This window comes from Serratia sp. Res13-Sevr-LER1-36-b, assembly GCF_015673035.1.
In the GTDB taxonomy this organism is placed as follows: Bacteria; Pseudomonadota; Gammaproteobacteria; order Enterobacterales; family Enterobacteriaceae; genus Chania; species Chania fonticola_C.
The window spans coordinates 28,305-51,128 of record NZ_JADACK010000034.1 but is presented as its reverse complement, the minus strand read 5'-3'; the positions used below and the strand labels follow the sequence as shown (position 1 = coordinate 51,128).

Here is a 22,824-nt window from a genome sequence, read left to right as displayed (position 1 = left end):
TATAGTAGGTTATAATACGCCCATTGCCGTGGTACTACAACGTGCGGCAAACGCACCAAATCTGCAACGATGCGACGCCCTGCTTCTGTAATAGTGTAGCGATTTCTGCCATGGTGCTGCCAGTGGTAACCACATCATCCAGCAGCGCCACATGTTTTCCTGCCAGGCTCTCATCACAACGGAAAGCACCACGCAGATTACGCCGCCGCAGGCGAGCTATCAATTGCTGTTGTGGCGCGGTTGCCCTGATGCGGCGTAATGCCCCAGGGCGATATTCGCAGCCCAACCAGCGGGCCAGTGGCAGGGCCAACAGCTCGCTTTGGTTATAGCCACGCCGCCAGCAGCGTTTATCCTGCAAGGGTACCGCTAAAATCACCTCCGGTCTGTTCAGATGTTGCTCTCGGTGCGCTTGCAGCCAATGCAGCAGGATCAAACGAGCCAGAGTGGGAGCCAGTGCGGGTGTCTGTTGGAATTTGAAATTTTTCACCAGGGTGCTGATGGGCGGGCGATAATCCGAAACAAAGACCAAGGCTTGCCAAGGGGGCGCCTTTTGCAGACATCGTCCGCAAGGCTGATGGGGATCGCCACTGGGCAGGCCGCAAACTGGGCAGCAACAAGGTTTGGCGGGCAACGTCCGCAGGCAGTAGCTGCAGATGCCCTGTTGCATCAGCCGTAATGGTTGCCGGCATAGCCAACAGCGGCTGTGGATTGGTAGCATGGTCACCTCCCCTTTTTAATACTCTATGAATTTCGAGTTGTGCAAAACGCTACCGTTTGGAAGGCGACGAGTAAGGACAATAACTGATGACAGAGCTGTATTGGCAAACCTTAGGTGAAGGCGATCGCGATCTTGTGCTGTTGCACGGATGGGGATTGAATGCCGAGGTCTGGGGTTGCACGCTGGAGCGATTGGCTCCGCATTTTCGCCTACACCTGGTGGACTTACCCGGCTATGGCCGCAGCCAGGGCTATGGGGCCGTCCCGTTAATGGAGATGGCGGAGATACTGCTGGCCGCAGCACCCAAGCAGGCTTATTGGCTGGGGTGGTCCCTTGGTGGGCTGGTAGCCGGGCAGATCGCCCTTATGCAGCCTGAGCGGGTAACCGGGCTGATCACCGTGGCTTCTTCGCCCTGTTTTACGGCGCACGATCCGTGGCCGGGGATCCGCCCGGAGGTGCTCAGTGGCTTCCAGCAGCAGCTCAGCCATGATTTCCAGCGCACCGTGGAGCGCTTCCTGGCGTTGCAAACGTTGGGCACGGAAAGCGCTCGCCAAGATGCGCGCCAGTTGAAAACCGTGGTGCTCAACCAGCCGATGCCGGGCGTTGAGGTGCTTAACGGGGGCCTGGAGATGCTGCGTACGGTGGATCAACGCCAATCATTGGCGGCACTGACGATGCCGGTATTGCGTATTTATGGTTATCTCGACGGGCTGGTGCCGCGCAAAGTGGCTAGCCTGCTGGATGAGTTGTGGCCAAACTCCACCTCGGAGGTGATCGCCAAAGCGGCCCATGCGCCGTTTATCTCTCACCCCGAAGCATTCGCTAACATTATTAATCAATTTGTTGCAACCGAGTAATGGCGCGGTCTGGCGGCGATATCTCATTGATTACAGATTATAAACGCACAAAACAGCGGTAAATTTTTAACCAATAAGTGGATAAAAACTAAACCTGTTCGATACTTGAAGGGGTAAATGCGTGGCTACAAGGTGAATATGGGCTTATCAATCTTCACCTTGGCGATTTGTTTCTGGGCAGAGGGAGCTTCGTCAGGGAAAGCAACGAAGCTGTTAGACGTCGCAGTAGCCAAGCTCGATGACGCATTTGTTGTTAGTCGCTTTCATAAAAATCCAATTTATCCATTGAGAGGTATTGTCATGAAATCATTGAAGATGATCGTTGCGGCGTTGATTGTAGGTTCAGTGTCTTTCGGTTCGATGGCAGCAACCTTGCTAACTAAAGACGAACTGGACAAGAACCCAGGCAAGTATGAGAAAGTTGGCACCGTGTCTTCAACTGCACAGGCCACCGATCCGATGGACTTGAAAGATGAATTGTCCAAACTGGCCGATGAGAAAGGGGGCCAATATTATGTCGTGCTGGCAGCCCGTGAGCACGGCAAGTTCAGCGCCGTAGCGGACGTGTATAAAGACAAGCAATAATCTTCAAGTGAGGGGGTGCAGGCAAACTATTGCGCCCCTGTATTCACATTCACTCCTTCAAACGATAAATCACCGTTTTACAAGCCAGCCCTTCTGGGCAACTCTTGCAGCTGCCGCTCAGGCATTCGCTGCTATCGAGCTCAATACGTTCAACTTTTCCCATCGCGGTCAAACGTTGCAGCATTGCCTCAACCAATGGCAAGGGCGTTGCCAACTGCTGGCTCAGCTGTTGCGCCTGAGCGCCGCCCTGTAGGGCAAGCGCATCACGGATTTGCAGCAGGCTGGCCATTAGTGGCAGTCACCCGAACTTTGACAACAGGACGCCGAGGTGGCGCTACGCAAACGGATCGTTACGCGGCTACGTGCCTTGCGCAAGCCCAATAGTACCAGCGCATTGAACAGCAACACGATCAGGATCGCCGTCGCGCTGTATTGCGGATGTTGGCTGAAGGTCGCGATCTGATAGAACAGCGTTGCCAGCGAATAGGCCACGTTCAGCCCCCAAAGGATGGAGAAGGTCATCCAACCACGGCTGGACTCACGCGCAATGGCTCCCATCACCGAGACGCAGGGAACGTACAGCAACACGAAGATCAGATAGCTGTAGGCAGAGATTGAAGTACCAAATTTGCTACTCATAACACCCATTGAGCCCACGCCCATCTCACCATCGCCCTTGCTGGCTTCGATAGGGTTGGAGAGTACGCTCAGGCTGAAGGTGTTCTTCAGGCCCTGCCAGGTTTCATTGACGGCGGCACCGAGTTCATCAAGCAAATTGAAGTTGGCGGCATCAAAGTGCTCATTGGTGATGTTCTCTGCGGTGTACAGGGTGTTGAGCGTCCCGACCACCACTTCTTTGGCCATCGCCCCTGTCACCAGCCCGACGGTCGCTTGCCAGTTATCACTGTGTACGCCCATGGGTTGCAACAGCGGAGTCAGCACCTTGGAGACTGAGGCCAGCGCTGAATCATTGATGCTGTCTACCGGCTGGCCGCTGAACGAGAAGCTGTTCAAGCCGCCAATAAAGATGCTGGCAATGACGATCACTTTCCCGGCGCGAAGCACGAAGCCTTTCAGGCGTTGCCAGGTTTGCAGCAGCAGGCTTTTCAGATGTGGCACGTGATAAACCGGCAGCTCCATCACGAACGGCGATGCTTCGCCGCGCATAATGGTGTATTTCAGCACCAGGCCGGTGAGGATCGCCACCACGATGCCTAGCATATACAGTGAGAACACCACGCCCGCGCCATCCTGGCCGAAGAAAGCGGCGGCAAATACGGCAAAGATTGCCAAACGCGCGCCGCAGGACATAAAGGGGGCCATCATGATGGTGATCAGGCGTTCGCGTGGGGCATCCAAGGTGCGTGCGCCCATAATGGACGGCACGTTACAGCCAAAGCCGACGATCAGCGGTACAAAGGATTTACCCGGCAGCCCGAGCGCCTGCATCAGGCGGTCCATCACAAATGCCGCTCGTGCCATATAGCCGGAGTCTTCCAGGAATGACAGAAACAGATACATCATGCCGATCTGGGGAACCAGTGGCAGCACAGTATTGATACCGCCGCCCACGCCCTGCGCCAGGAAGACGGTCAGCCACTGCGGGAAATGCAGGGTATAACCGACCCACTGGATGCCCTGAATAAAGATGGCCGCCGAACCGAGATCGAAGATCGGTTGCAGTGCGCCGCCGATGTTGATCGCCAATACGAACATGATGTACATCACCAGCAGGAAGATGGGTACCCCCAGCCAGCGGTTGAGGATCACCCGATCCAGCACCTCCGTCAGGCGGTTTGGCAATGCCAGCTTAGAGTTACTGACCGCATCGCAGATAGTGGCGATCGACTGGTAGCGGGCATCGGCAATCACCAGCGCGGGATCTTCCTGCTGCTGCTGTTGCAGCGCTAACCTGGAAGGTGCCAGTAGCTCGGTGGCTTTCCCGGCCAACTGATGGCTATAAATATCGCCCTCCAGCATTTGCAGGGCCAGCCAGCGCCGTTGTTCGGTGGGCAGCTGTTGAGGCATGGCCTCGGTCAGCGTAGCGATTTCGTCTAGCAGCAGCGGCGGATAGGCCACCAGCGCTTTTAACTGGTTGAAGCGATGATTATCGATGGTCTGTTTCAGCAGGCCAATGCCGTCGGCCTTGGTAGAAACCATGGATACCACCGGGCAGCCAAGGCGCTCGGCCAGGGCGGCGACATCGATCTCAATATTCTGGCTCTTGGCAATATCTTGCATGTTCAAGGCCACGATGCACGGAATACCCAGCTCCAGCAATTGCAGCGTCAGGTAGAGGTTGCGTTCGAGGTTGGAGGCATCGACCACGTTGATCAGCATATCCGCATCGCCGCTCAGGATGTAGTGACAGGCGATCTGCTCATCCAGCGAGGTTTGTTCGGAGATGGTGGTGAGCGAGTAGGTGCCTGGTAAATCCACCAGCGTGACCTGTGACTGCGGCGTCGCAAACTGGCCCTCTTTACGCTCAACCGTCACCCCGGCCCAATTACCGACCCGCTGGCGTGCTCCAGTGAGCTGGTTGAACAGCGTCGTCTTGCCCGAGTTCGGGTTACCGATTAAGCCAATAGTGATTTTTTTCATAAACCAACGTGATATCAGTAAATTAAGTATCGGCCGCGTTTGCACCCGGCAACTGCCTGAGGCGGGGACAGCGCGTTACGCTTGGCTATCTAGCAGGATCAGGTCTAAGTCTTTTTTCCGCAGAACCAGGCTAACGCGGCGAGTCTTTATTTCTATAGGATCGCCAAACGGTGCCACGCGTACCACGTCAAACTGCGAGCCGGGCAGCATGCCAAGCGACAGTAATTTCTGGCGGTAGGCCGGGCTGATCTCGTTGGAGAAGCCGGTGATTTTATAGGTATGTTTAGGAAGCAGCTGCATATCGCCTTCTTAATGAGTTGGGAATTCCCACGGGAATGCCACCTTCAGAACATTTGCTGCCCAGACTACCTATGAAAAGGTGTATGGGGCCAGGAGCGCCGAGCCAAAAACAGAGCACTGAATACACAGAATCATAGTGATAACAATTATCGTATTCAATACGGAATGTATGGGCAATTGTAAATGCTGTCATATCTGCAATGGACGCCTTGCCAGCCCTAGTTTTAGCACTAAGCCAAACGCACTGCAAATGAGTGCAAAAGGTTAATTAAGTTGCAAATTTGTGCATTTTCTTGCGGTAATGAAACAGGTGTAGTTCTAATGGCATGGCTGAAAGCTTTGTGGCGCAAATCTGGCAACATCGCCTGCTGTAAATGAGAGGGGTAAGTATTTGTGTTTACGGCACAATCGACGGACTGAAACTGCGGTGTTAATAAGGGTGTTAACAACGGAGTATTTTTACCGGAGGGGGGGATGAAGGCGATGACGCGAAACAGGACGACAAAAAAATCGCCATTTTATTGCGGCAGGTCAAAATTGTCGGGGGGCGCTACTAGGTTGCACAAGAAAAGATGAAGGCGATGGGAACGAGCTACCGGCTAAATTTTTCAACTAAAGTAGAACATTACTTTCAAGCAAATAAATTCCATGGCGATGAGCTACCTAATACCATCGTGCTAATATCAAACGATATATAAAAAACCCCCATCATGGACTACGTTGCCACGCTTAATACGGCTGTACTAGCAGGCAAGTATTCTTCTTTATGAGGTCAGGACGATGTTACAGCAGCATGACGCTACCCCGGCAATCGGCATCGATTTAGGCACCACCAATAGCCTGATCGGTGTCTGGCAAGACGGGGAGTCGCGCTTAATCCCCAATGCGCTCAATGAATTTCTTACCCCCTCGGTCGTCAGCATTGATGAGGACGGGGCAATACTGGTTGGCCGCTCTGCGTTATCTCGCCTGACGACCCACCCGCAAAAGACGGCAGCGCTGTTTAAACGTTACATGGGCAGCAAGAAGAAATTCAAACTGGACCAACAGACGTTTGACGCCCCAGAGCTATCGGCAATCGTGTTGAAATCGCTGAAATCAGACGCAGAAAGTTTTCTTGGCCAGCCGATCCGCGACGTTGTGATTTCAGTACCCGCCTATTTTAGCGATGAGCAACGTAAGCAGACCCGCTTTGCCGCTGAACTGGCCGGTTTGAATGCGGTGCGGCTGATTAATGAACCGACTGCGGCTTCGATGGCTTATGGCCTGCACACCCAAGGGGTTGGCCGTACTTTAGTGTTTGACCTGGGCGGGGGCACTTTTGACGTCACGGTATTGGAATATGATCTGCCGCTGATTGAGGTGCACGCTTCGGCGGGTGATAACTATCTTGGCGGTGAAGACTTCACCCAGGCAATCATTAAAGCCTGCCTCAACGAATGGCAACTGAATGCCTCGCAGATCGCGCCCCAGGATATGGCCCGGCTGTATGACTGTGTCGAGCAGTGGAAATGCCAGCTCAATCAGCAACAGGGCCCGCATCAGTTGCGTTGGCAATGGCAGGATCGGCAATGGGAAATAGAGCTGGATGAACGTAAAGCAGGAGAGATCTGGCTGCCGCTGCTGAATCGCCTGCGCGCACCGATTGAGCAGGTGCTGCACGATGCTCGTTTGCAGCCACAGCAGATGGATCACCTGGTATTGGTCGGTGGAGCCACGAAGCTGAACACTATCCAAAAACTGGTGGTGAAGCTATTCGGTCAGTTGCCGCATCAGCACCTCGATCCCAGAACCATCGTAGCGCTGGGTGCCGCAGTACATGCCGCCTGCTGCCTGCGCGATCAGAATATCGACGAAGTGATCCTGACGGATGTCTGTCCCTATACGCTGGGCATAGCTACCTCGAATGCGGATCGACATGGGATTTTTTCACCGATTCTGGAACGTAATACCGTGGTCCCGACTTCACGGATGGAAAGCTTCACCACGACGCATGTGGAGCAAAAGGCGATCCGGATAGCGATCTATCAGGGTGAAAGCCCACATGTTGACAACAATATCCTGGTGGATGAGTTTACCGTGCCGGTAAAGCCTAACGGCCACATTCAATCACTGGACGTGCGTTTCAGCTACGATATCAATGGGTTGCTAGAGGTTGATGTCCATCTGCCAGACAGTGGTGATTCCTTCTCCAAAGTGATCGATCACAGCCCCATTGGCCTGAGCCCAGAACAGCGAAAGCAAAGTCAGCAGCGTTTGCAGGAGCTAAAAGTGCATCCGCGCGATACGCTGTCTAACCGTACCCTGCAGGCTCGGCTGGAAAAAGCCTGGGCGCAGTCACTGGGTGATGAACGTATGCAGATTGGTTTGTGGTTGCAGGAGTTTGAGGCGGTGTTGGTTAGCCAGCAGGAGCAAAAAATCCAGCCCATACGCCTGCGGCTGGAACGTTTTCTGGACGAGATGAGTTTCTGAGCGTCAACTGCCCCCATAAAACGTTGGGGGCAGTTCCTCACGCCACAATCCTCAGCATTTTTCTCCTGGCGGCGGGCCATATTGGTTCGCGTACTTCACGCCGGGTATCAGCAGATACAGCAGGATCAGATAGGGCATGCATATCAGCAACGCAGCTTCAAAGACCGGGTATTTACGGTTTAAATCATGACTGCGCCGCAGCAGTGCGCTGAACGTATTGAGCAGCAGTAACCCGATAATGACCCAGGCCGAAAGCACGTTGATGAGCAGTAGATAAACCGCAACCATCGCCAGCGGTACTAGCGTCAACTGAGCCAGCAGGCCCAGGCGGTTGATGCGGCGGTCAAATTGCCAGAACTGCCAGAAGCGGGTGTCTGGCCTTTGTTCCTTCGCATGCTGCTTTTCAATGATGCGCTGATCCGATAGCTGCACTAATAACCCGGCATTCAATCGCAGAATGGGGGAGAGGCTGCTATCTGCCAGGCAGGCCATCAACTGTTGACGTTCTTCTTGATCCAACTTGTCCCAATCGTAGTCATACAGGCGATAGCCAACCTGAGCTATTTTTGTCAGCAATGAGTCCCGGGCAAACAGCGTTGAGTTCCCCAAAGCTTTGGGCTTTTTACCGTTAAGCAATGCCTGCCGTAGTTCCGTTTCCCCCTGATTGCCGCAGTCTAACCGTTCAAGCGCCTCCCGGCTTTTGTCCTGTATTTTCTGGTCGCCATGGCGCAGCAAAAATGCGTGAAGCAAGGCTTGCTCGGCCACCGCAGCCTGTTCCATCTCATCAGACCAACTGGCAACACGATGAGAGAAATGATCGACATTGGCGCAGTTGCACAGCTCTGACTGGCTCTGCACGCGGAGCAAAAACTGGTTAATAGATACGGGTAATTCCAACCAGCAAAGGTAGTGCAGACGGTTATCCAACCGCAGTTGTTGCTCAAGCTGCCAAACCAGATCACCTTTTGCCGGATCGAGTTGCCGGATTAACCGATACAGTTCGTAGACAGGATGCTGCTCACTGAGCGTTAGGTGGTTTATCTGACGGACAGTATCGATATGCCCGGCCGCCCCGTTGAGTAATAACACCAGTAAACAGGTTTGCCGGTATTGATCCCAGGGAGCGGTAGCGTCGCTAAACGGTGGGATCTCAATCTGGTCCACTGCAGCTAAATAATTCAGCCAGTCATTGATGGTGCCAAGCTGTGCACTAAATGCTGGCTCCTGATACAAGCGGTTCAATCGTGCTGGTGACAGGTAACGCCATTGCCGCAACCAGAAGACGGCTTGATGCCAGCTAGCGGAGCCAGTATCGGTATATCTCTCTGGCAGTTGGTGGTCAATTGGGCCATCCAGCCACTGAATGAAGTCGGCAATGACGCTCGAATCATTCAACCATGCCAGCCGCTGTGCCGCCTGAGATTGCAGCCCTTGCAGGATCAGGGCCTGTAGGGGATCGACCGGTGTGGGCTGATCAATAATTTGCTGCAACAGGCCTTCATTGCCCAAGGTTAGCATGCAGGCGTGGCGATACAGTAATCGCAGAGGGTCGGAACCATCATCAAGCACGAGCTGGTCATACATCACACCGACACGACCGTTACCGGATTTCCAATGGATATAAGCCTGGGCAATCGGCACTGCTGCCCAGCTAAACTGAGCGGCTTCTCCCCAACGTACCAAGGTCTGTACCGTTTGGGTCGGGGTCAGGTAATCCTGCATCTCATCATCTGCCGCTATCCCTGCCGCCGCTGGGTAAACTGGCCGATCAAATGCCTGGATCAACAGCGGTAGATAAGCTGGATGTTGTTCACGGCACCAATCCAATAACCCTTGCTCGGCCTGCGCATGTTGCTCTAACCGATATAGCTGTAGCCAATAATCAAACGCCCGCTGATTATCCTGCAGCAAAGCACAATGCCGGGCAGCCAGGTACAACCAATCGCTATTCTCTGCGTCCAGCTCCAGCTGTGCCAAACAGTGATCCCGCAATGTTTCGCTGGGAACTTCCGCCAGGCTGTACCATTGCGCCAGCTGTTTCATCAACCGTGGGCAATCAGGCCAGTAAATCACTGATGGATTACTCAGCAGTAAACGCAGCATCCACTCTGGCTCATTCCAGTACAGATGATACGCATGGCGGAAGAAGGCAACGGTTTCTACTTGGGCAGGCAGGCTGATTGACGACAGTGTGGAAAGATCGAAGATATCGGCGCGGGCGATATAGTCTAAATAATCATCCATCCGGGCAGCGTCGTCCTGCTCCAGTTCATTCAGGCGATGCCGCCAGTTCAAACGGTCTGCTAATAGTCTGACGCAGTCGGTAGAGATGCATGGTGAGTGGTAAACACGATCGAGCAAGTACCAGCGTAGCCGGTCAATGAGTGCAATATCGTACTGATCCAACTGAGCGATATAGCGATGCCAGCTTTGTGGCTGATAACGTGTTTCGGGGGTATTCAACAGAGCATCAAATTGGGCCAGCATGCTCTCGAATAATGGTTCTGCAGCGGATGGCGGCGGCTCGGGGGCCTGCTCGAGTTGAGCTGTTCCCACATCATGAGGACCATCATCTTCAGTACTTTGTGCAGAACGCAGCATAAACGGGGTCTCGGCCAGTTTTCGCGCGTGCTCAAAAGCCTGACGTAATAGCTGAAAACCGCTCGGGTCATTTTCAGGATGATGGTCGGGGAGCTTACTGCGATAGGCGGCGCGAATGGCTTGTTGATCTTCCGTTGGCTCAATGCCTAATATTTGCCAGCAACGTTGATTCATGACCAATCAACCTCTTCCAGAGACGCCGGTTTCTCCATTTCATGGCAGTCAATGTGCCAGGCCAGATTTTTTAAGGGGCTATCTGCGTGGCAATAGAGGTGCTGTTGCATCTGAATATAGTTTTCCGTTCCACTGTAATGGCAAAAAGCATATTGCTGTTGTTCAGGGGTCTCCTGATTTAATGATTGCCAATAGGCTCGGCCAACGAAAAACGCGGCGTAATAGCTTTCCCAATTCGCGTAATAGTGGCGGGCACGCAGTGCTAGCCGAGTATGGAACCACAGATTTTCCTCAGCGGTAAACCAGCCATGGAGCTGAGCAACGCGACAAAGAAAACTCAGCCGCCCCAGGTCCCAAGAACGGATGCCTCCATCACCACAAATAACCGCCGTATCAGCGACTATTTGCATCAACACCTGTTCTTCAACTGACTGTTGTTCCACATGCTCCTGCCATTGCGTCGGACTGAGACGATGCCAGAGAGAATAGTAATGTGCCAGCTCTCTCGCATGCCCTGCATCCACCATGCGTAATATCATATTGATCACACCAGAGCGCGAGGTGATCCCCCAGCTTTCTTTTAAATCGAAAGTGGTGTCGAAGGGATAATATTTTAGCGAGTCAAAGGTGCAGCCGGTATGAGCATTTATCGCGACCATGGGGGCTGAAAGAGCCATTAGCCATTGCTGATATTGTTGTTCCATCAATCAAGTTCCAATAAATCCCTGTTTTATACCGGCATCAGCGGCCTGCCGATTAAGTCAGGTAAGGGTCCGAACGGAGAGACGATCTATAAGCCAGCGAAGTCTCTTGATCGGGAGAACCAATCAAGAGACAGCCGAAGGGGGGATAAGGGGTTATCCCCCCTGCTTATTATTTCTTACCAAATGCGGCGGCCAGTGCATCACCCATAGCGCTGTTACCTGCCGGAGTGCTGTTGCGTGGTTTAGGCTTATTAGCCGCAGGGCGTGAGTTTTTATCGCGAGCTGGAGCGCTATTATTGCCCCCGCCACGGCGTGGTGAACCTTCACCCGGTTGCTCATCAAGGCGCATGCTCAGTGCGATACGCTTACGCTGCAGATCGACCTCCATCACCTTCACCTTGACGATATCGCCAGCTTTCACCACGGTATGCGGATCTTCAACGAACTTGTCCGCCAATGACGAGATGTGCACCAGGCCATCCTGATGAACGCCGATATCAACAAAGGCACCAAAGTTGGTGACGTTGGTGACCGAGCCTTCCAGGATCATGCCCACTTGCAAGTCGTTGAGGGTTTCCACCCCTTCGGCGAAGGTGGCGGTTTTGAATTCCGGGCGCGGGTCACGGCCCGGCTTTTCCAGCTCTTTCAGGATGTCGGTGACCGTTGGTACGCCGAATTTCTCATCGGTAAAGTCGCTGGCTTTCAGGCTGCGGACCGCGCTCGGGTTGCCCATCAAATTTTGCAGAGCCTGGCGGGTCGCTGCCAGAATGCGCTCCACCACCGGGTAGGTTTCCGGGTGAACGGTTGAGGCATCCAGCGGGTTGTCGCCGTGGTTGATGCGCAGGAAGCCCGCGCACTGCTCGAAGGCTTTTGGCCCCAAACGGCTCACTTTCAGCAGTTGTTCACGGTTGCTGAAGCGGCCATTCTCATCACGCCAGGTGACGATATTCTGCGCCATCATGCGCGTCAAGCCTGCTACGCGGGTCAGCAGTGGCACGGAGGCGGTGTTCAGATCTACGCCAACGGCGTTCACACAGTCTTCCACCACCGAGTCCAGCTTCTTGGCTAACTGGCTTTGGCTGACGTCGTGTTGGTATTGGCCCACGCCGATAGATTTCGGATCGATCTTCACCAGCTCGGCCAACGGATCTTGCAGACGGCGGGCGATGGAAACCGCACCGCGCAGTGAAACGTCGAGGTTCGGGAACTCCAACGCGGCCAGCTCGGAAGCGGAATATACTGAAGCTCCTGCCTCGCTGACGATCACTTTCTGGGCTTTAACTTCTGGGAACTGCTGTTGCAGCTCGGCAAAGAAACGCTCGGTCTCGCGGGATGCGGTACCGTTACCGATGGCAACCAGCTCAACCTTGTGTTTGATGCACAACGCGGCAACGACCGCAGCCGCTTTAACTGCCTGCCCGGTATGCGGATAGACGGTATCGGTGGCAACCAGCTTGCCGGTAGCATCAACCACTGCCACTTTAACGCCGGTGCGCAGGCCTGGATCCAGGCCCATGGTGGCGCGCATACCGGCCGGGGCTGCCATCAGCAGATCGTGCATGTTGCGAGCGAAAACGTTGATCGCTTCGTCTTCCGCGCGCTCACGCAGGGTACTCATCAGCTCGGTTTCCAGATGCAGCAACACCTTGATGCGCCACGTCCAGTTAACCACGGATTTACGCCAGGCATCTGCCGGCGCATTGTTCAGGCGTAGGTTGAGATGGTTGGTGATAATCAGCTCGCCCTGGCTTTCACGCGGGGTTTCTTCAAACTGCGGATCGGCGTTCAGCGCCAGTTGCAGCACGCCTTCATTGCGGCCACGGAACATTGCCAGTGCACGGTGCGAAGGCACTTGCGCAATAGGTTCATGGTGATCGAAGTAGTCACGGAATTTCGCGCCTTCTTCTTCTTTACCCTCGACAACCTTGGACACCAGATGGGCGTTTTTCCACAGGTAGTCACGCACCTTGGCCAGCAGGGTCGCGTCTTCGGCAAAGCGTTCCATCAGGATGTAGCGTGCGCCGTCCAGCGCCGCTTTGATGTCTGCCACGCCCTTCTCGGCATCGACAAACCCTTCTGCCAGCTGTTCTGGCTGCTGTTGCGGATCTTGCCACAGGGAGTCTGCCAGCGGCTCCAGACCGGCTTCAATAGCGATCTGCCCACGGGTGCGGCGTTTCGGTTTGTAGGGCAGGTAAAGGTCTTCGAGTTCGGTTTTGCTTTGCGTGGCGTTGATTGCCCCCGCCAGCTGTTCGGTCAGCTTACCCTGATCTTCAATGGACTTGAGGATGGTTTGGCGGCGATCTTCCAGTTCACGCAGATAGCCCAGACGAGTCTCCAACTGACGCAGTTGGGTATCATCCAGGCCCCCGGTGACTTCCTTACGATAGCGTGCGATAAACGGCACGGTATTACCTTCATCCAGCAGACGGATGGCGGAGTCAACTTGCTCCGGGCGGGCCTGCAGTTCGGTTGCAATAATGCGGCTCAGTGGATCAGTCATAAGTCAGGTATCTGTTAGCAGCGATAATCGATAGGGGGATAGTTATACGTTTTGCAGGGGGAAAATGCCAGTCCAGAGGGCCGAGGTTTTGACGGGCGCAGCATGCAGCGCCCCTACGGTCTCAACTATTCTACGTCTTTGATATATTCGATCTCGTTGACGGTCCAGTAGGCAATCCCCGCCGGGGTCTCAACCGTGGCCGTATCCCCCACCTCTTTTTTCAGCAAGGCGCGGGCCATTGGTGAGTCGATGGAGATGTAGTCTTTACGGCCAAAGATTTCGTCGTAACCCACGATGCGAAAGCGTTTGGTATCGCCATCGTCATTCTCGATCTCTACCCAGGCCCCAAAGAACACTTTGCCCGCCTGCTGTGGCGAATAATCGACAATTTTCAGCTGCTCGAGGCACTTGGTGAGATAGCGCACCCGGCGATCGATCTCACGCAGCCGCTTTTTATTGTATTGGTAATCGGCGTTTTCACTTCGGTCGCCCAGGCTGGCGGCCCAGGTGACTTTCTTGGTCACTTCCGGGCGGTCTTCACGCCACAGAAAATCCAGTTCTTTTTTGAGCTTGTTGTAACCCTCACGGGTGATCAGCAATGTTTTCATCGTCATCCATCATCAAATCACAGGAGCAGTGGGCATTCTCGCATAAAGCGGCCACCATATCCGTTGGCGTTTTTTTTATAAACCTGAGGTACACTGCCAATTCGCCAGTCTTGCGGTTTTCTGCCAAGAGTGTACATCATACGCAGCGGGAAGTTTTTTACCGATCTGCGGCTCCGGTTTAAGTGAAAATTGTTGATATTTGGGCAAAAGAATAAGCTTTGTAACAATTTCGTCTAGAATATATACCATTAAACGCTGTCAGTAATGATTGAGTTTTTGAACAATACGAGGCTGTTGCCAAATAGCCGCCAGCGGTGCCAATGCATAAGTGCGGGCCACAGTCTAGAATCAGGCAATACAGCCTTTGGGAGTCAGACAATGCAAGAGAATCACAAGATTCTGGTCGTCGATGATGACATGCGCCTGCGTGCGCTTTTAGAGCGTTACTTAACCGAACAGGGCTTCCAGGTTCGCAGCGTTGCCAACGCTGAGCAAATGGATCGTTTGCTGACGCGTGAGTCTTTCCATCTGATGGTATTAGACCTGATGTTGCCGGGTGAAGACGGGCTGTCCATTTGCCGTCGCCTGCGCAGTCAAAGCAACCCGATGCCGATCATTATGGTGACCGCCAAGGGTGAAGAAGTGGACCGTATTGTCGGGCTGGAAATCGGTGCCGATGACTATATCCCTAAGCCGTTCAACCCGCGTGAACTGCTGGCTCGTATCCGTGCCGTGCTGCGCCGCCAGGCCAACGAACTGCCGGGTGCGCCTTCTCAAGAAGAGGCGGTGATCGCCTTTGGTAAATTCAAACTGAACCTCGGCACGCGCGAGATGTTCCGTGAAGATGAACCTATGCCATTAACCAGCGGTGAGTTCGCCGTGCTGAAAGCCCTGGTCAGCCACCCACGTGAACCGTTGTCGCGCGATAAGCTGATGAACCTGGCCCGCGGTCGTGAATACAGTGCGATGGAGCGTTCCATCGACGTGCAAATCTCGCGCCTGCGCCGCATGGTTGAGGAAGATCCGGCACATCCACGCTATATCCAGACCGTTTGGGGTCTTGGCTACGTCTTCGTCCCGGACGGCAGTAAGGCATGAGGCGATTACGCTTTTCACCGCGTAGCTCGTTTGCCCGAACTTTGCTGTTGATCGTCACCTTGCTGTTCGTCAGCCTGGTGACGACCTATCTGGTGGTGCTTAACTTCGCCATCCTGCCCAGTCTGCAGCAGTTCAATAAGGTATTGGCGTACGAAGTTCGTATGCTGATGACCGATCGGCTGCAACTGGAGGACGGTACCTTGCTGGAGGTGCCGCCAGCGTTCCGCCGCGAGATCTACCGCGAGCTGGGCATTTCGCTTTATACCAACGCGGCTGCGGAAGAGAGCGGCCTGCGCTGGGCGCAACACTACCAATTCCTTAGCCAGCAGATGGCGCAGCAACTGGGGGGGCCGACCGACGTCCGCGTCGAGGTGAATAAAAACTCCCCGGTGGTCTGGCTGAAAACCTGGTTGCAGCCGGATATCTGGGTGCGCGTCCCGCTGACCGAAATCCATCAAGGCGATTTCTCGCCGCTGTTCCGCTACACCCTGGCGATTATGTTGCTGGCGATAGGCGGCGCCTGGCTGTTTATCCGCATTCAGAACCGCCCTCTGGTGGAGCTTGAGCATGCTGCCTTGCAGGTAGGCAAAGGCATTATTCCGCCGCCGCTACGTGAGTATGGTGCCTCTGAGGTGCGCTCGGTAACCCGGGCCTTCAACCAAATGGCCTCTGGGGTGAAGTTGCTGGCCGACGATCGCACGCTGCTGATGGCGGGGGTCAGTCATGACTTGCGCACGCCGCTGACGCGTATCCGTCTGGCGACGGAAATGATGAGCGAGCAAGACGGTTATCTGGCGGAGTCGATCAATAAAGATATCGAAGAATGCAACGCCATCATCGAACAGTTTATTGATTACCTGCGTACCGGCCAGGAGATGCAAACCGAAATTTGCGATTTGAATTCCATTCTGGGCGAAGTGGTGGCGACAGAAAGTGGCTACGAGCGGGTGATTGAAACCGATATTCTGCCGGGTGAGCTGATGGTGGATGTGCATCCGCTATCGATCAAACGTGCGGTGGTGAACATGGTGGTGAATGCGGCGCGCTATGGCAACGGCTGGATCAAGGTTAGCAGCGGGCGCGAACTGCAGCGCGGCTGGTTCCAGGTGGAGGATGATGGTCCCGGGATCAAGCCGGAAGAGCTGAAGCACCTGTTCCAACCCTTTGTACGTGGCGACAGTGCGCGTAGCACCAGCGGCACCGGGTTGGGGCTGGCGATCGTGCAGCGTATCATTGATGCTCATGCTGGCGTGCTGGATATCGGCACCAGCGAGCGCGGTGGCCTGCGTATTCGAGCTTATCTCCCATTGCCAATCGAGAAGAAAGAAGCTGCCAGCGGGAATCCGCCACCCAAAGAGAACGCCTGATATCCTGACTTAAGGCCGCAGCATTGTGGCCTGTTTATTAACGGGTGCAGCATGCTGCGCCCCTACAAATCGACCACCGGTGCAAGTCAGCCACGAATTCAAACCCACCTCAAGTGCAAATCAGCCACAAATAGAAAAGGCGCGGAATTCCGCGCCTTGGCTTAGGTGGTTAATCAACGCTATTACAGTTTCGGACCCGAGCTGACCAGTGCAGCGCCTGCCGGGGTATCGGTGTATTTGTCGAAGTTGGTGATAAAGCGGTTCGCCAGATCGTGTGCCTTCTCTTCCCACTGTTCTAGGTTGGCATAGGTGGCACGTGGGTCGAGGATGGCCGGATCAACGCCTGGCAGGGCGGTTGGCATCGACAGATCGAAGATTGGCAGCGTGATGGTTTCTGCCTTATCGATTTCACCGTTGAGGATGGCGTCGATAATGCCGCGGGTGTCTTTGATCGAGATACGCTTACCGGTGCCGTTCCAACCGGTATTCACCAGGTAAGCCTGGGCTCCGGCTGCCTGCATGCGCTTGACCAGCACTTCTGCATACTGGGTTGGGTGCAGTGACAGGAACGCCGCGCCAAAGCAGGCAGAGAAGGTTGGCGTTGGCTCGGTAACGCCGCGCTCGGTACCGGCCAGCTTGGCGGTGAAACCGGACAGGAAGTGGTACTGGGTCTGGTTGGCCGTCAGGCGTGACACCGGCGGCAGTACGCCGAAGGCATCCGCAGTCAGGAAGATCACCTTGGTAGCATGGCCCGCTTTGGAAACCGGTTTGACGATGTTGTGGATGTGATAGATCGGATAGGAAACGCGGGTATTCTCGGTTTTCGACCCGTCGTTGAAGTCCACGGTACCGTCGGCCAATACGGTGACGTTTTCCAGCAGCGCATCACGCTTGATGGCGTGATAGATATCTGGCTCGGCTTCTTCCGACAGTTTGATGGTCTTGGCGTAGCAGCCGCCTTCAAAGTTGAAGACGCCATCGTCATCCCAGCCGTGTTCGTCATCGCCAATCAGTTGGCGTTTCGGATCGGTGGACAGGGTGGTTTTACCGGTGCCGGACAGGCCGAAGAACACTGCCACGTCGCCTTTCTCGCCCACGTTGGCCGAGCAGTGCATGGAGGCAATGCCTTTAAGCGGCAGCAGGTAGTTCATGATGGAGAACATACCCTTTTTCATTTCGCCGCCGTACCAGGTGCCGCCGATCAACTGCATACGCTCGGTCAGGTTGAATGCCACGAAGTTTTCCGAGTTCATTCCCTGCTGCTGCCAGTTCGGGTTGGTGCACTTGGCGCCGTTCATCACCACGAAATCAGGCTCAAAGCCCTGCAGTTCTTCATCGCTCGGGCGGATAAACATGTTTTTGACGAAATGCGCCTGCCAAGCCACTTCTGTGATAAAGCGGACTTTCAGGCGGGAGTCTGCGTTAGCACCGCAGAAGGTATCGACCACGAACAGGCGCTTGCCGGAAAGCTGCTCGGTGACCAGGTTTTTCAGATCTGCCCAGACTTCAGGGCTGAGAGGTTTGTTATCGTTCTTGCCTTTACCTTGATCGGCCCACCAGACGGTGTCCCGGGTGATATCGTCACGAACGATGTACTTATCTTTTGGCGAACGGCCGGTGAAGATGCCGGTATCGACGGCAACGGCACCCAGATTGGTTACTACACCACGCTCAAACCCTTGCAGTGAAGGGTCCGTTTCTTCCTTAAACAGTAATTCATAACTCGGATTGTGAACGATTTCACCAACGTTATGAATTCCATAAGCGGCAAGATCCTGGTGGGTTATACCATTAACACGCATGTCACTACTCCTTGATCACAGAATTTCTGGCGACAATTGTAGGGATCCATGGAGATGTAACCGCGATAGGTATCAAATATTTAACGTATTAAACGTTTTTTAGTTACGTTATGAGATGTAGACCACGGAATAAAGCAAGCGTGCAAACGGCGGGGGCTGACGTGCGTCACAACTCGACGCACGTCACACCGCGGTTTTGCTTAATGCAGTTGGGTGCTGCTGTCGGCATTGCCGTTGTGAAGGGCTGCGATGTCTAGCGCATCGAATACATAATGATTACCACAGTAATCACAGTGCATATCGATGTTGCCATCCTGTTCCAGCATATCGGCCACTTCTTCCGTTGGCAGCGTGATCAAGGCATCGGCACAGCGCTGGCGTGAACAGGTGCAGCGGAAGATCACGTCCTGGGGTTCGTACAGTGTGACCTCTTCCTGATGATAGAGGCGATACAGCACTTCGTTAGCTGGCAGGGTGAACAGCTCGTGATCCTTGATGGTGGCGGTCAGCTGTACCAGATGGTCGAAATCATCGGCATTGCCATCCTGAGCTGGCAGCACCTGTAACAGCATGCCAGCGGCTGCTGGTTTACCTTCGGCTTCGCCGGTACGGATAAACAGGCGCGTTGGCAACTGTTCGGACTGGCGGAAATACCCTTCCAGACACTGGGCCAGCGTTTCACCTTCCAGACCCACCACGCCCTGATAGCGTTCACCTTCAGACGGGCTGATGGTGATCACCATAATGCCGTTACCCAGCATCTGGTGCAGGGTGCTGTCGGCCACAATCTCGCCTTCGACACGGGCTACACCACGCATTTCTTGGCGATTGTTGCCGTTGATCACCGCCAGTTTCAGCGGGCCGTCACCTTGCACCTGAACGGTAATGTCACCGTCGAACTTCAGCGTGGCGGTGAGCAGGCTGGTGGCTACCAGCAATTCGCCCAGCAGCTTTTGTACCGGTGCCGGATAATCATGGTTGGTCAGGATGTGCTGATAGGTTTCGCTGACGGTAACCAGCTCACCGCGCACCGCGTAGTTTTCGAACAGGTAACGGTGCAATTGGTCATGGTTGGACATAGTTTTCTCTCATTGAGGCGAGGGATTATTCCTGCTCGCCAAATTTAAATTTAATCAAATCGCGCCGCTCTTTCTTGTCCGGACGACGATCCGGATGCGGCATGGTCAGCGCATTCATCTTGCGTGCCAGCGCCACTTTCTCGCGATTGGCAATGCTGGCCTCGGTTTCCTGATACATCAGCTGCGCCTCATCGGCTCCACGCCGTTGGCTATTGATGGCCAGCACGATGACAGTGCGTTCGTCATTGCCCTGACGCAGCTTGATTTCTGCATTGATTTCAACGGCTTTACTCGGCTTGCCGCGCTGCCCGTTGTAGTGCACCTTGCCGCCGTCGATCATGTCGCGGGCCAGTGCGCGGGTTTTGTAAAATCGGGCGGCCCACAGCCATTTATCCAGGCGGACAGCCTCATCCTCTGTTGCTTTGGCTTTCATTGCTCCCTCCGTTCCAAGGCCGGTATCAACTGGCGGTAGTCGCTCATTGACGGATAACGCTGGAAAGTTTTACTCGCCATGCTGGAGTCCGGGTTCTGCACGCCAAGGCAGTAGCGGATACCAAACTTGCTTGCGGCATCCAGAATGGGTTCACCATCATCCACAAACAGCGTGCGCTGCGGATCAAAGCCGGTTTGCTGCTGCACGGCCTGCCACAGACGCTGATCTTCCTTTGGATAACCAAATGTGTGGGTGGAAAGTAATAAATCAAGGTGTCGATCCAAACCGGTGTGCTCAACCTTCACCGCCAGACTGTGTGGATGCGCGTTGGTGAGCAGGATGGTACGCTGCCCGGCATCGCGTAACGCCTGCAAAAATGGCTGGGTATCTTCACGCAGCCGAGCGCGGTTACCGACTTCGCTGGTCATTTGGTAGATATCCAACCCGAGGCGTTCGCTCCAGTAATCAAAGCAATACCAGTTCATGGTGTGTTGCACGGCCAGGTATTCCTGGTGAATGATGTTGCTGGCGTCGTCGAAGGGAATGGCCCGTTGCTCACTCAACGCCTGCGGTACCAGCGTTAGCCAAAAATGGCTGTCGAATTCAAGATCCAGCAGGGTGCCGTCCATATCCAGCAGTACGGTATCAATATCGTGCCAGTCAAACTCAGGAACCATGTACCAACTCCATAGGCGGGATAGCGGTATCCCGCGGATGATAAAAAACATACAGCCTAGTATAGGCGGATGGCAGGTCGGAGGCTACGCCATCGGGCGTATGGATATCGGGGTGAGCTGCGGGTTGAAGCAGTTGTCGTAATAGCGCTGGATATCGGCGAGGCGATGTTGGTTTTTGCGCCAGCGTTGTACCAGCCGCCAGGAGTTGTAACCCAGCACGACGACCAACACCAGCAACAGCAGGCTGGTGCCAAGATAGCGCCACAGGGTCACGATATCCGGTTCACTATGCAGGGCGATATGCCGAGTGCCGTTGGCATCGACAAAGATATTGGTGATCACCCCGTTTGCCCGGAACGGCGTATGTAGCAGCATGCTGCTAAGACGCTGTAGCTCTTTCCATTGGTCGAGTGAGTTGTATTCGTTCAGCGGTTGCGTTGGCAAGGGATAATCCACCAACTGCTTGCCTTCGTCACTGGTGATCAAAAAACCGCCCGGCGGTGGACTATTGAGGGCCGCAGCGGCCTGACGGGTTTCCCGCACCACAAAGGCAGAGGTAGCCGCGTTGCTCAGGTTTTCCAGCGATTCAGCACTGACCGGACGTAGCAGAACGTTAACGCCTTCCAGCGCCCCGGATTTGGCCCGTTTCACCAGGTTGGCCCAGTTCTTGACGTTGCCCAGATTGACCAATGCGTTCTTCAAGCGCACACAGTCGGCCTCAGTGCCGCACAGATCCTGCGTTTTCAATACGATATCCGCAAAGTCATCCAGCAGGATCATGCCTGACTTTTCAATGGCACTGGCCAACTGCGGGTTCACTTTCTGCTCGGCACCGCTTGGGTGCAGTTGCCGGTTGATGGTGGCCATCAGCGCAGCAGCTTTATCGATCACTTCCGATTCGGGCTGTGGCAATGGGGTAGCCGTATTCCAGTAGATCCCCGAACAATCGAAAGGCATAAAGCTCGGCGCAGTGGCGCTGTTGTTGCCCGAAGGAACGTAGCACATGCCGTTGCCCTGAATTTTCAGCCTATCGCCGATATGCAGTGGGATAGCCTCCAGCGCCTGAACGCTGGTGACTTCCGTTTTCTGCGTGCCCTGTAACCACGCGGTGCTCAATTTAGCGGGCAGGCTGAGTGGAATGTAGATTAACAGTAACAACAGCACCACGAGCGAACTGGCCGCTAATACGGCGTTCTTGCCCCACTGCTGCAAGGGGAAGTTCTTCACTTCGTCATGCAGGGAAAGATAGTGCCCCTGGCGTACCACCTGCCGGTTGAGGTAGATATCCACATTGGTGGTTTTACCCAGGTCTGCATTCAGGTAAGGCAGCCAGTGCGGGGGGTAGATCAAATCGATAATGCCAAAAGAGATATTACTGATTTGCCCCTGATTGGACTCACCGAATAACCCCCAGCGTTTTGGCGTGCCGCGCAGACAGTGCACTTCTTTCAGCTCTTTTTCGCTCGGGCGGCGCAACAGATGCCAGCAGCCCCAGACGATCATCAGCACCGCCACCAGAATAATCCAGGGGATCACTACCACCGGACTGATCAGGCTGAGAAATAGCAGTAGTAGGGCAGCAGAGATGAGGGCCGCTTCCTTGACGCCGTTCGGCCGGTTAAGCTCATGTTCCTCGCGGGTTTCCTTGCGAATGTTCACCAACTCAATATGTTCGCTCTCTTCTTTGCGGATGGAGGCGTTCCTTGTCGGGGTTGTAGTCACTACCGGCGAAGGTGGGCTGTCGTAAATATGATCCAGCAGCGAATGGCCGTTGAGTGAGATCACCAGCGGTAGCGTCTGGGTCTTGATCACTTCGACATGGTTATCGGCGCTGATGTACTGCTCCCAAAACGGAGGAAGATGGATCTCTTCCGAGTCGAGATAGTAACGCCAGTTGTTGGGTTCATCGCTTGCCAGCCCATAGCGGGTGATGGCATGGGTGATCGGGTAAACGTTGTCGCTCTGTGCGGTCAACGACAGCCTGACAGAAGGTAGGGAAGCGGAACCTGACAGCAGTTTGTTGCCAAGGCGGTTCTGTTGGTTGAGGTAAAACTCGATAGCTGCCCGCTCTGGTGCGGTCAGCTTGCGGTGGGTAGGTTTAACGAACGGCAGGATACCGGTCAAGGCCGACCGGGAGCGGAATTTAAACCACAAGTAGAGGCCAGCAGCGATCAGGCAGGCTAGCGCTAAGGCCAATATCAACGCTATTGTGCTCATGCTATTCTCGTCCCACACCCATGAAACCGCC

18 protein-coding genes are annotated in these 22,824 nt (G+C 54.5%); 5 read left to right on the top strand and 13 right to left on the bottom strand.

What is annotated here, in order from left to right:
* Positions 1-34 precede the first annotated feature (34 nt).
* A complete protein-coding gene (gene gntX, locus IMQ33_RS20700; protein ID WP_065684008.1) occupies positions 35-718 on the bottom strand; it encodes a DNA utilization protein GntX in 684 nt (227 codons plus the stop codon).
* A gap of 86 nt (positions 719-804) precedes the next feature.
* Here gntX and bioH point away from each other — a divergent pair, with 86 nt between their 5' ends.
* Together bioH and IMQ33_RS20690 are read left to right on the top strand one after the other, a co-directional pair.
* Positions 805-1,575: a pimeloyl-ACP methyl ester esterase BioH gene (bioH, locus tag IMQ33_RS20695; RefSeq protein WP_161712905.1), complete on the top strand. Its 771-nt coding sequence runs from the start codon at positions 805-807 to the stop codon at positions 1,573-1,575.
* A gap of 300 nt (positions 1,576-1,875) precedes the next feature.
* Positions 1,876-2,160, top strand: a complete 285-nt coding sequence (locus IMQ33_RS20690; RefSeq protein ID WP_065684045.1) for a YdgH/BhsA/McbA-like domain containing protein — start codon at positions 1,876-1,878, stop codon at positions 2,158-2,160.
* A 49-nt stretch (positions 2,161-2,209) separates the two neighbouring features.
* Here the strand turns inward: IMQ33_RS20690 and IMQ33_RS20685 are convergent, their stop codons facing one another.
* From IMQ33_RS20685 to feoA, 3 genes are all read right to left on the bottom strand, one after another.
* Complete coding sequence (locus IMQ33_RS20685; RefSeq protein ID WP_098929532.1) at positions 2,210-2,449, bottom strand: FeoC-like transcriptional regulator; 240 nt, start codon at positions 2,447-2,449, stop codon at positions 2,210-2,212.
* Positions 2,449-4,761 (bottom strand): Fe(2+) transporter permease subunit FeoB, encoded by a 2,313-nt coding sequence (feoB, locus tag IMQ33_RS20680; protein WP_173408562.1) that lies wholly within the window; start codon positions 4,759-4,761, stop codon positions 2,449-2,451. The genes IMQ33_RS20685 and feoB overlap by 1 nt, the downstream gene beginning before the upstream one ends.
* 75 nt (positions 4,762-4,836) lie before the next feature.
* The gene (feoA, locus tag IMQ33_RS20675) at positions 4,837-5,061 is read right to left on the bottom strand and encodes a ferrous iron transporter A (RefSeq protein WP_024527584.1); all 225 of its coding nucleotides are present in this window, start codon (positions 5,059-5,061) and stop codon (positions 4,837-4,839) included.
* A 780-nt stretch (positions 5,062-5,841) separates the two neighbouring features.
* On the opposite strand from feoA, the gene IMQ33_RS20670 reads away from it, so the two are divergent.
* On the top strand, positions 5,842-7,533 hold the full coding sequence (locus IMQ33_RS20670; RefSeq protein ID WP_196062626.1) for a molecular chaperone HscC: 1,692 nt from the start codon (positions 5,842-5,844) through the stop codon (positions 7,531-7,533).
* A gap of 51 nt (positions 7,534-7,584) precedes the next feature.
* On the opposite strand, the gene IMQ33_RS20665 is transcribed toward IMQ33_RS20670, so the two are convergent.
* The 4 genes from IMQ33_RS20665 to greB form a co-directional block, all read right to left on the bottom strand.
* Complete coding sequence (locus tag IMQ33_RS20665; RefSeq protein WP_161712902.1) at positions 7,585-10,308, bottom strand: DUF805 domain-containing protein; 2,724 nt, start codon at positions 10,306-10,308, stop codon at positions 7,585-7,587.
* Positions 10,305-11,012: a DUF1266 domain-containing protein gene (locus IMQ33_RS20660; RefSeq protein ID WP_121608416.1), complete on the bottom strand. Its 708-nt coding sequence runs from the start codon at positions 11,010-11,012 to the stop codon at positions 10,305-10,307. The genes IMQ33_RS20665 and IMQ33_RS20660 overlap by 4 nt, the downstream gene beginning before the upstream one ends.
* Before the next feature lie 169 nt (positions 11,013-11,181).
* A complete protein-coding gene (locus IMQ33_RS20655; protein WP_196062625.1) occupies positions 11,182-13,512 on the bottom strand; it encodes a Tex family protein in 2,331 nt (776 codons plus the stop codon).
* Between the two features lie 125 nt (positions 13,513-13,637).
* Positions 13,638-14,120, bottom strand: a complete 483-nt coding sequence (greB, locus tag IMQ33_RS20650; protein WP_024527581.1) for a transcription elongation factor GreB — start codon at positions 14,118-14,120, stop codon at positions 13,638-13,640.
* Positions 14,121-14,498: 378 nt separating this feature from the next.
* Between greB and ompR the strand changes: the two genes are divergently transcribed.
* Entirely contained in the window at positions 14,499-15,218 is a 720-nt protein-coding gene (ompR, locus tag IMQ33_RS20645; RefSeq protein WP_004709363.1) for a two-component system response regulator OmpR, read from the top strand.
* Positions 15,215-16,585 (top strand): two-component system sensor histidine kinase EnvZ, encoded by a 1,371-nt coding sequence (gene envZ / locus IMQ33_RS20640; protein WP_196062624.1) that lies wholly within the window; start codon positions 15,215-15,217, stop codon positions 16,583-16,585. The genes ompR and envZ overlap by 4 nt, the downstream gene beginning before the upstream one ends.
* Positions 16,586-16,767: 182 nt before the next feature.
* Here envZ and pckA read toward each other — a convergent pair whose 3' ends face one another.
* The 5 genes from pckA to IMQ33_RS20615 all read right to left on the bottom strand — a co-directional run bounded on the left by pckA (position 16,768) and on the right by IMQ33_RS20615 (position 22,793).
* The gene (pckA, locus tag IMQ33_RS20635; RefSeq protein ID WP_098929537.1) at positions 16,768-18,387 is read right to left on the bottom strand and encodes a phosphoenolpyruvate carboxykinase (ATP); all 1,620 of its coding nucleotides are present in this window, start codon (positions 18,385-18,387) and stop codon (positions 16,768-16,770) included.
* A 200-nt stretch (positions 18,388-18,587) separates the two neighbouring features.
* Positions 18,588-19,466 carry an Hsp33 family molecular chaperone HslO gene (gene hslO / locus IMQ33_RS20630; protein ID WP_024482748.1) on the bottom strand — a complete coding sequence of 293 codons (879 nt, stop codon included), beginning with the start codon at positions 19,464-19,466 and terminating at the stop codon, positions 18,588-18,590.
* 25 nt (positions 19,467-19,491) lie between these two features.
* Entirely contained in the window at positions 19,492-19,899 is a 408-nt protein-coding gene (hslR, locus tag IMQ33_RS20625; RefSeq protein WP_098929538.1) for a ribosome-associated heat shock protein Hsp15, read from the bottom strand.
* The gene (gene yrfG / locus IMQ33_RS20620; RefSeq protein WP_065684017.1) at positions 19,896-20,576 is read right to left on the bottom strand and encodes a GMP/IMP nucleotidase; all 681 of its coding nucleotides are present in this window, start codon (positions 20,574-20,576) and stop codon (positions 19,896-19,898) included. Before yrfG ends, hslR begins: the two co-directional genes overlap by 4 nt.
* Positions 20,577-20,660: 84 nt before the next feature.
* A complete protein-coding gene (locus IMQ33_RS20615; protein ID WP_065684018.1) occupies positions 20,661-22,793 on the bottom strand; it encodes an intracellular growth attenuator family protein in 2,133 nt (710 codons plus the stop codon).
* Between the last annotated feature and the right edge of the window lie 31 nt (positions 22,794-22,824).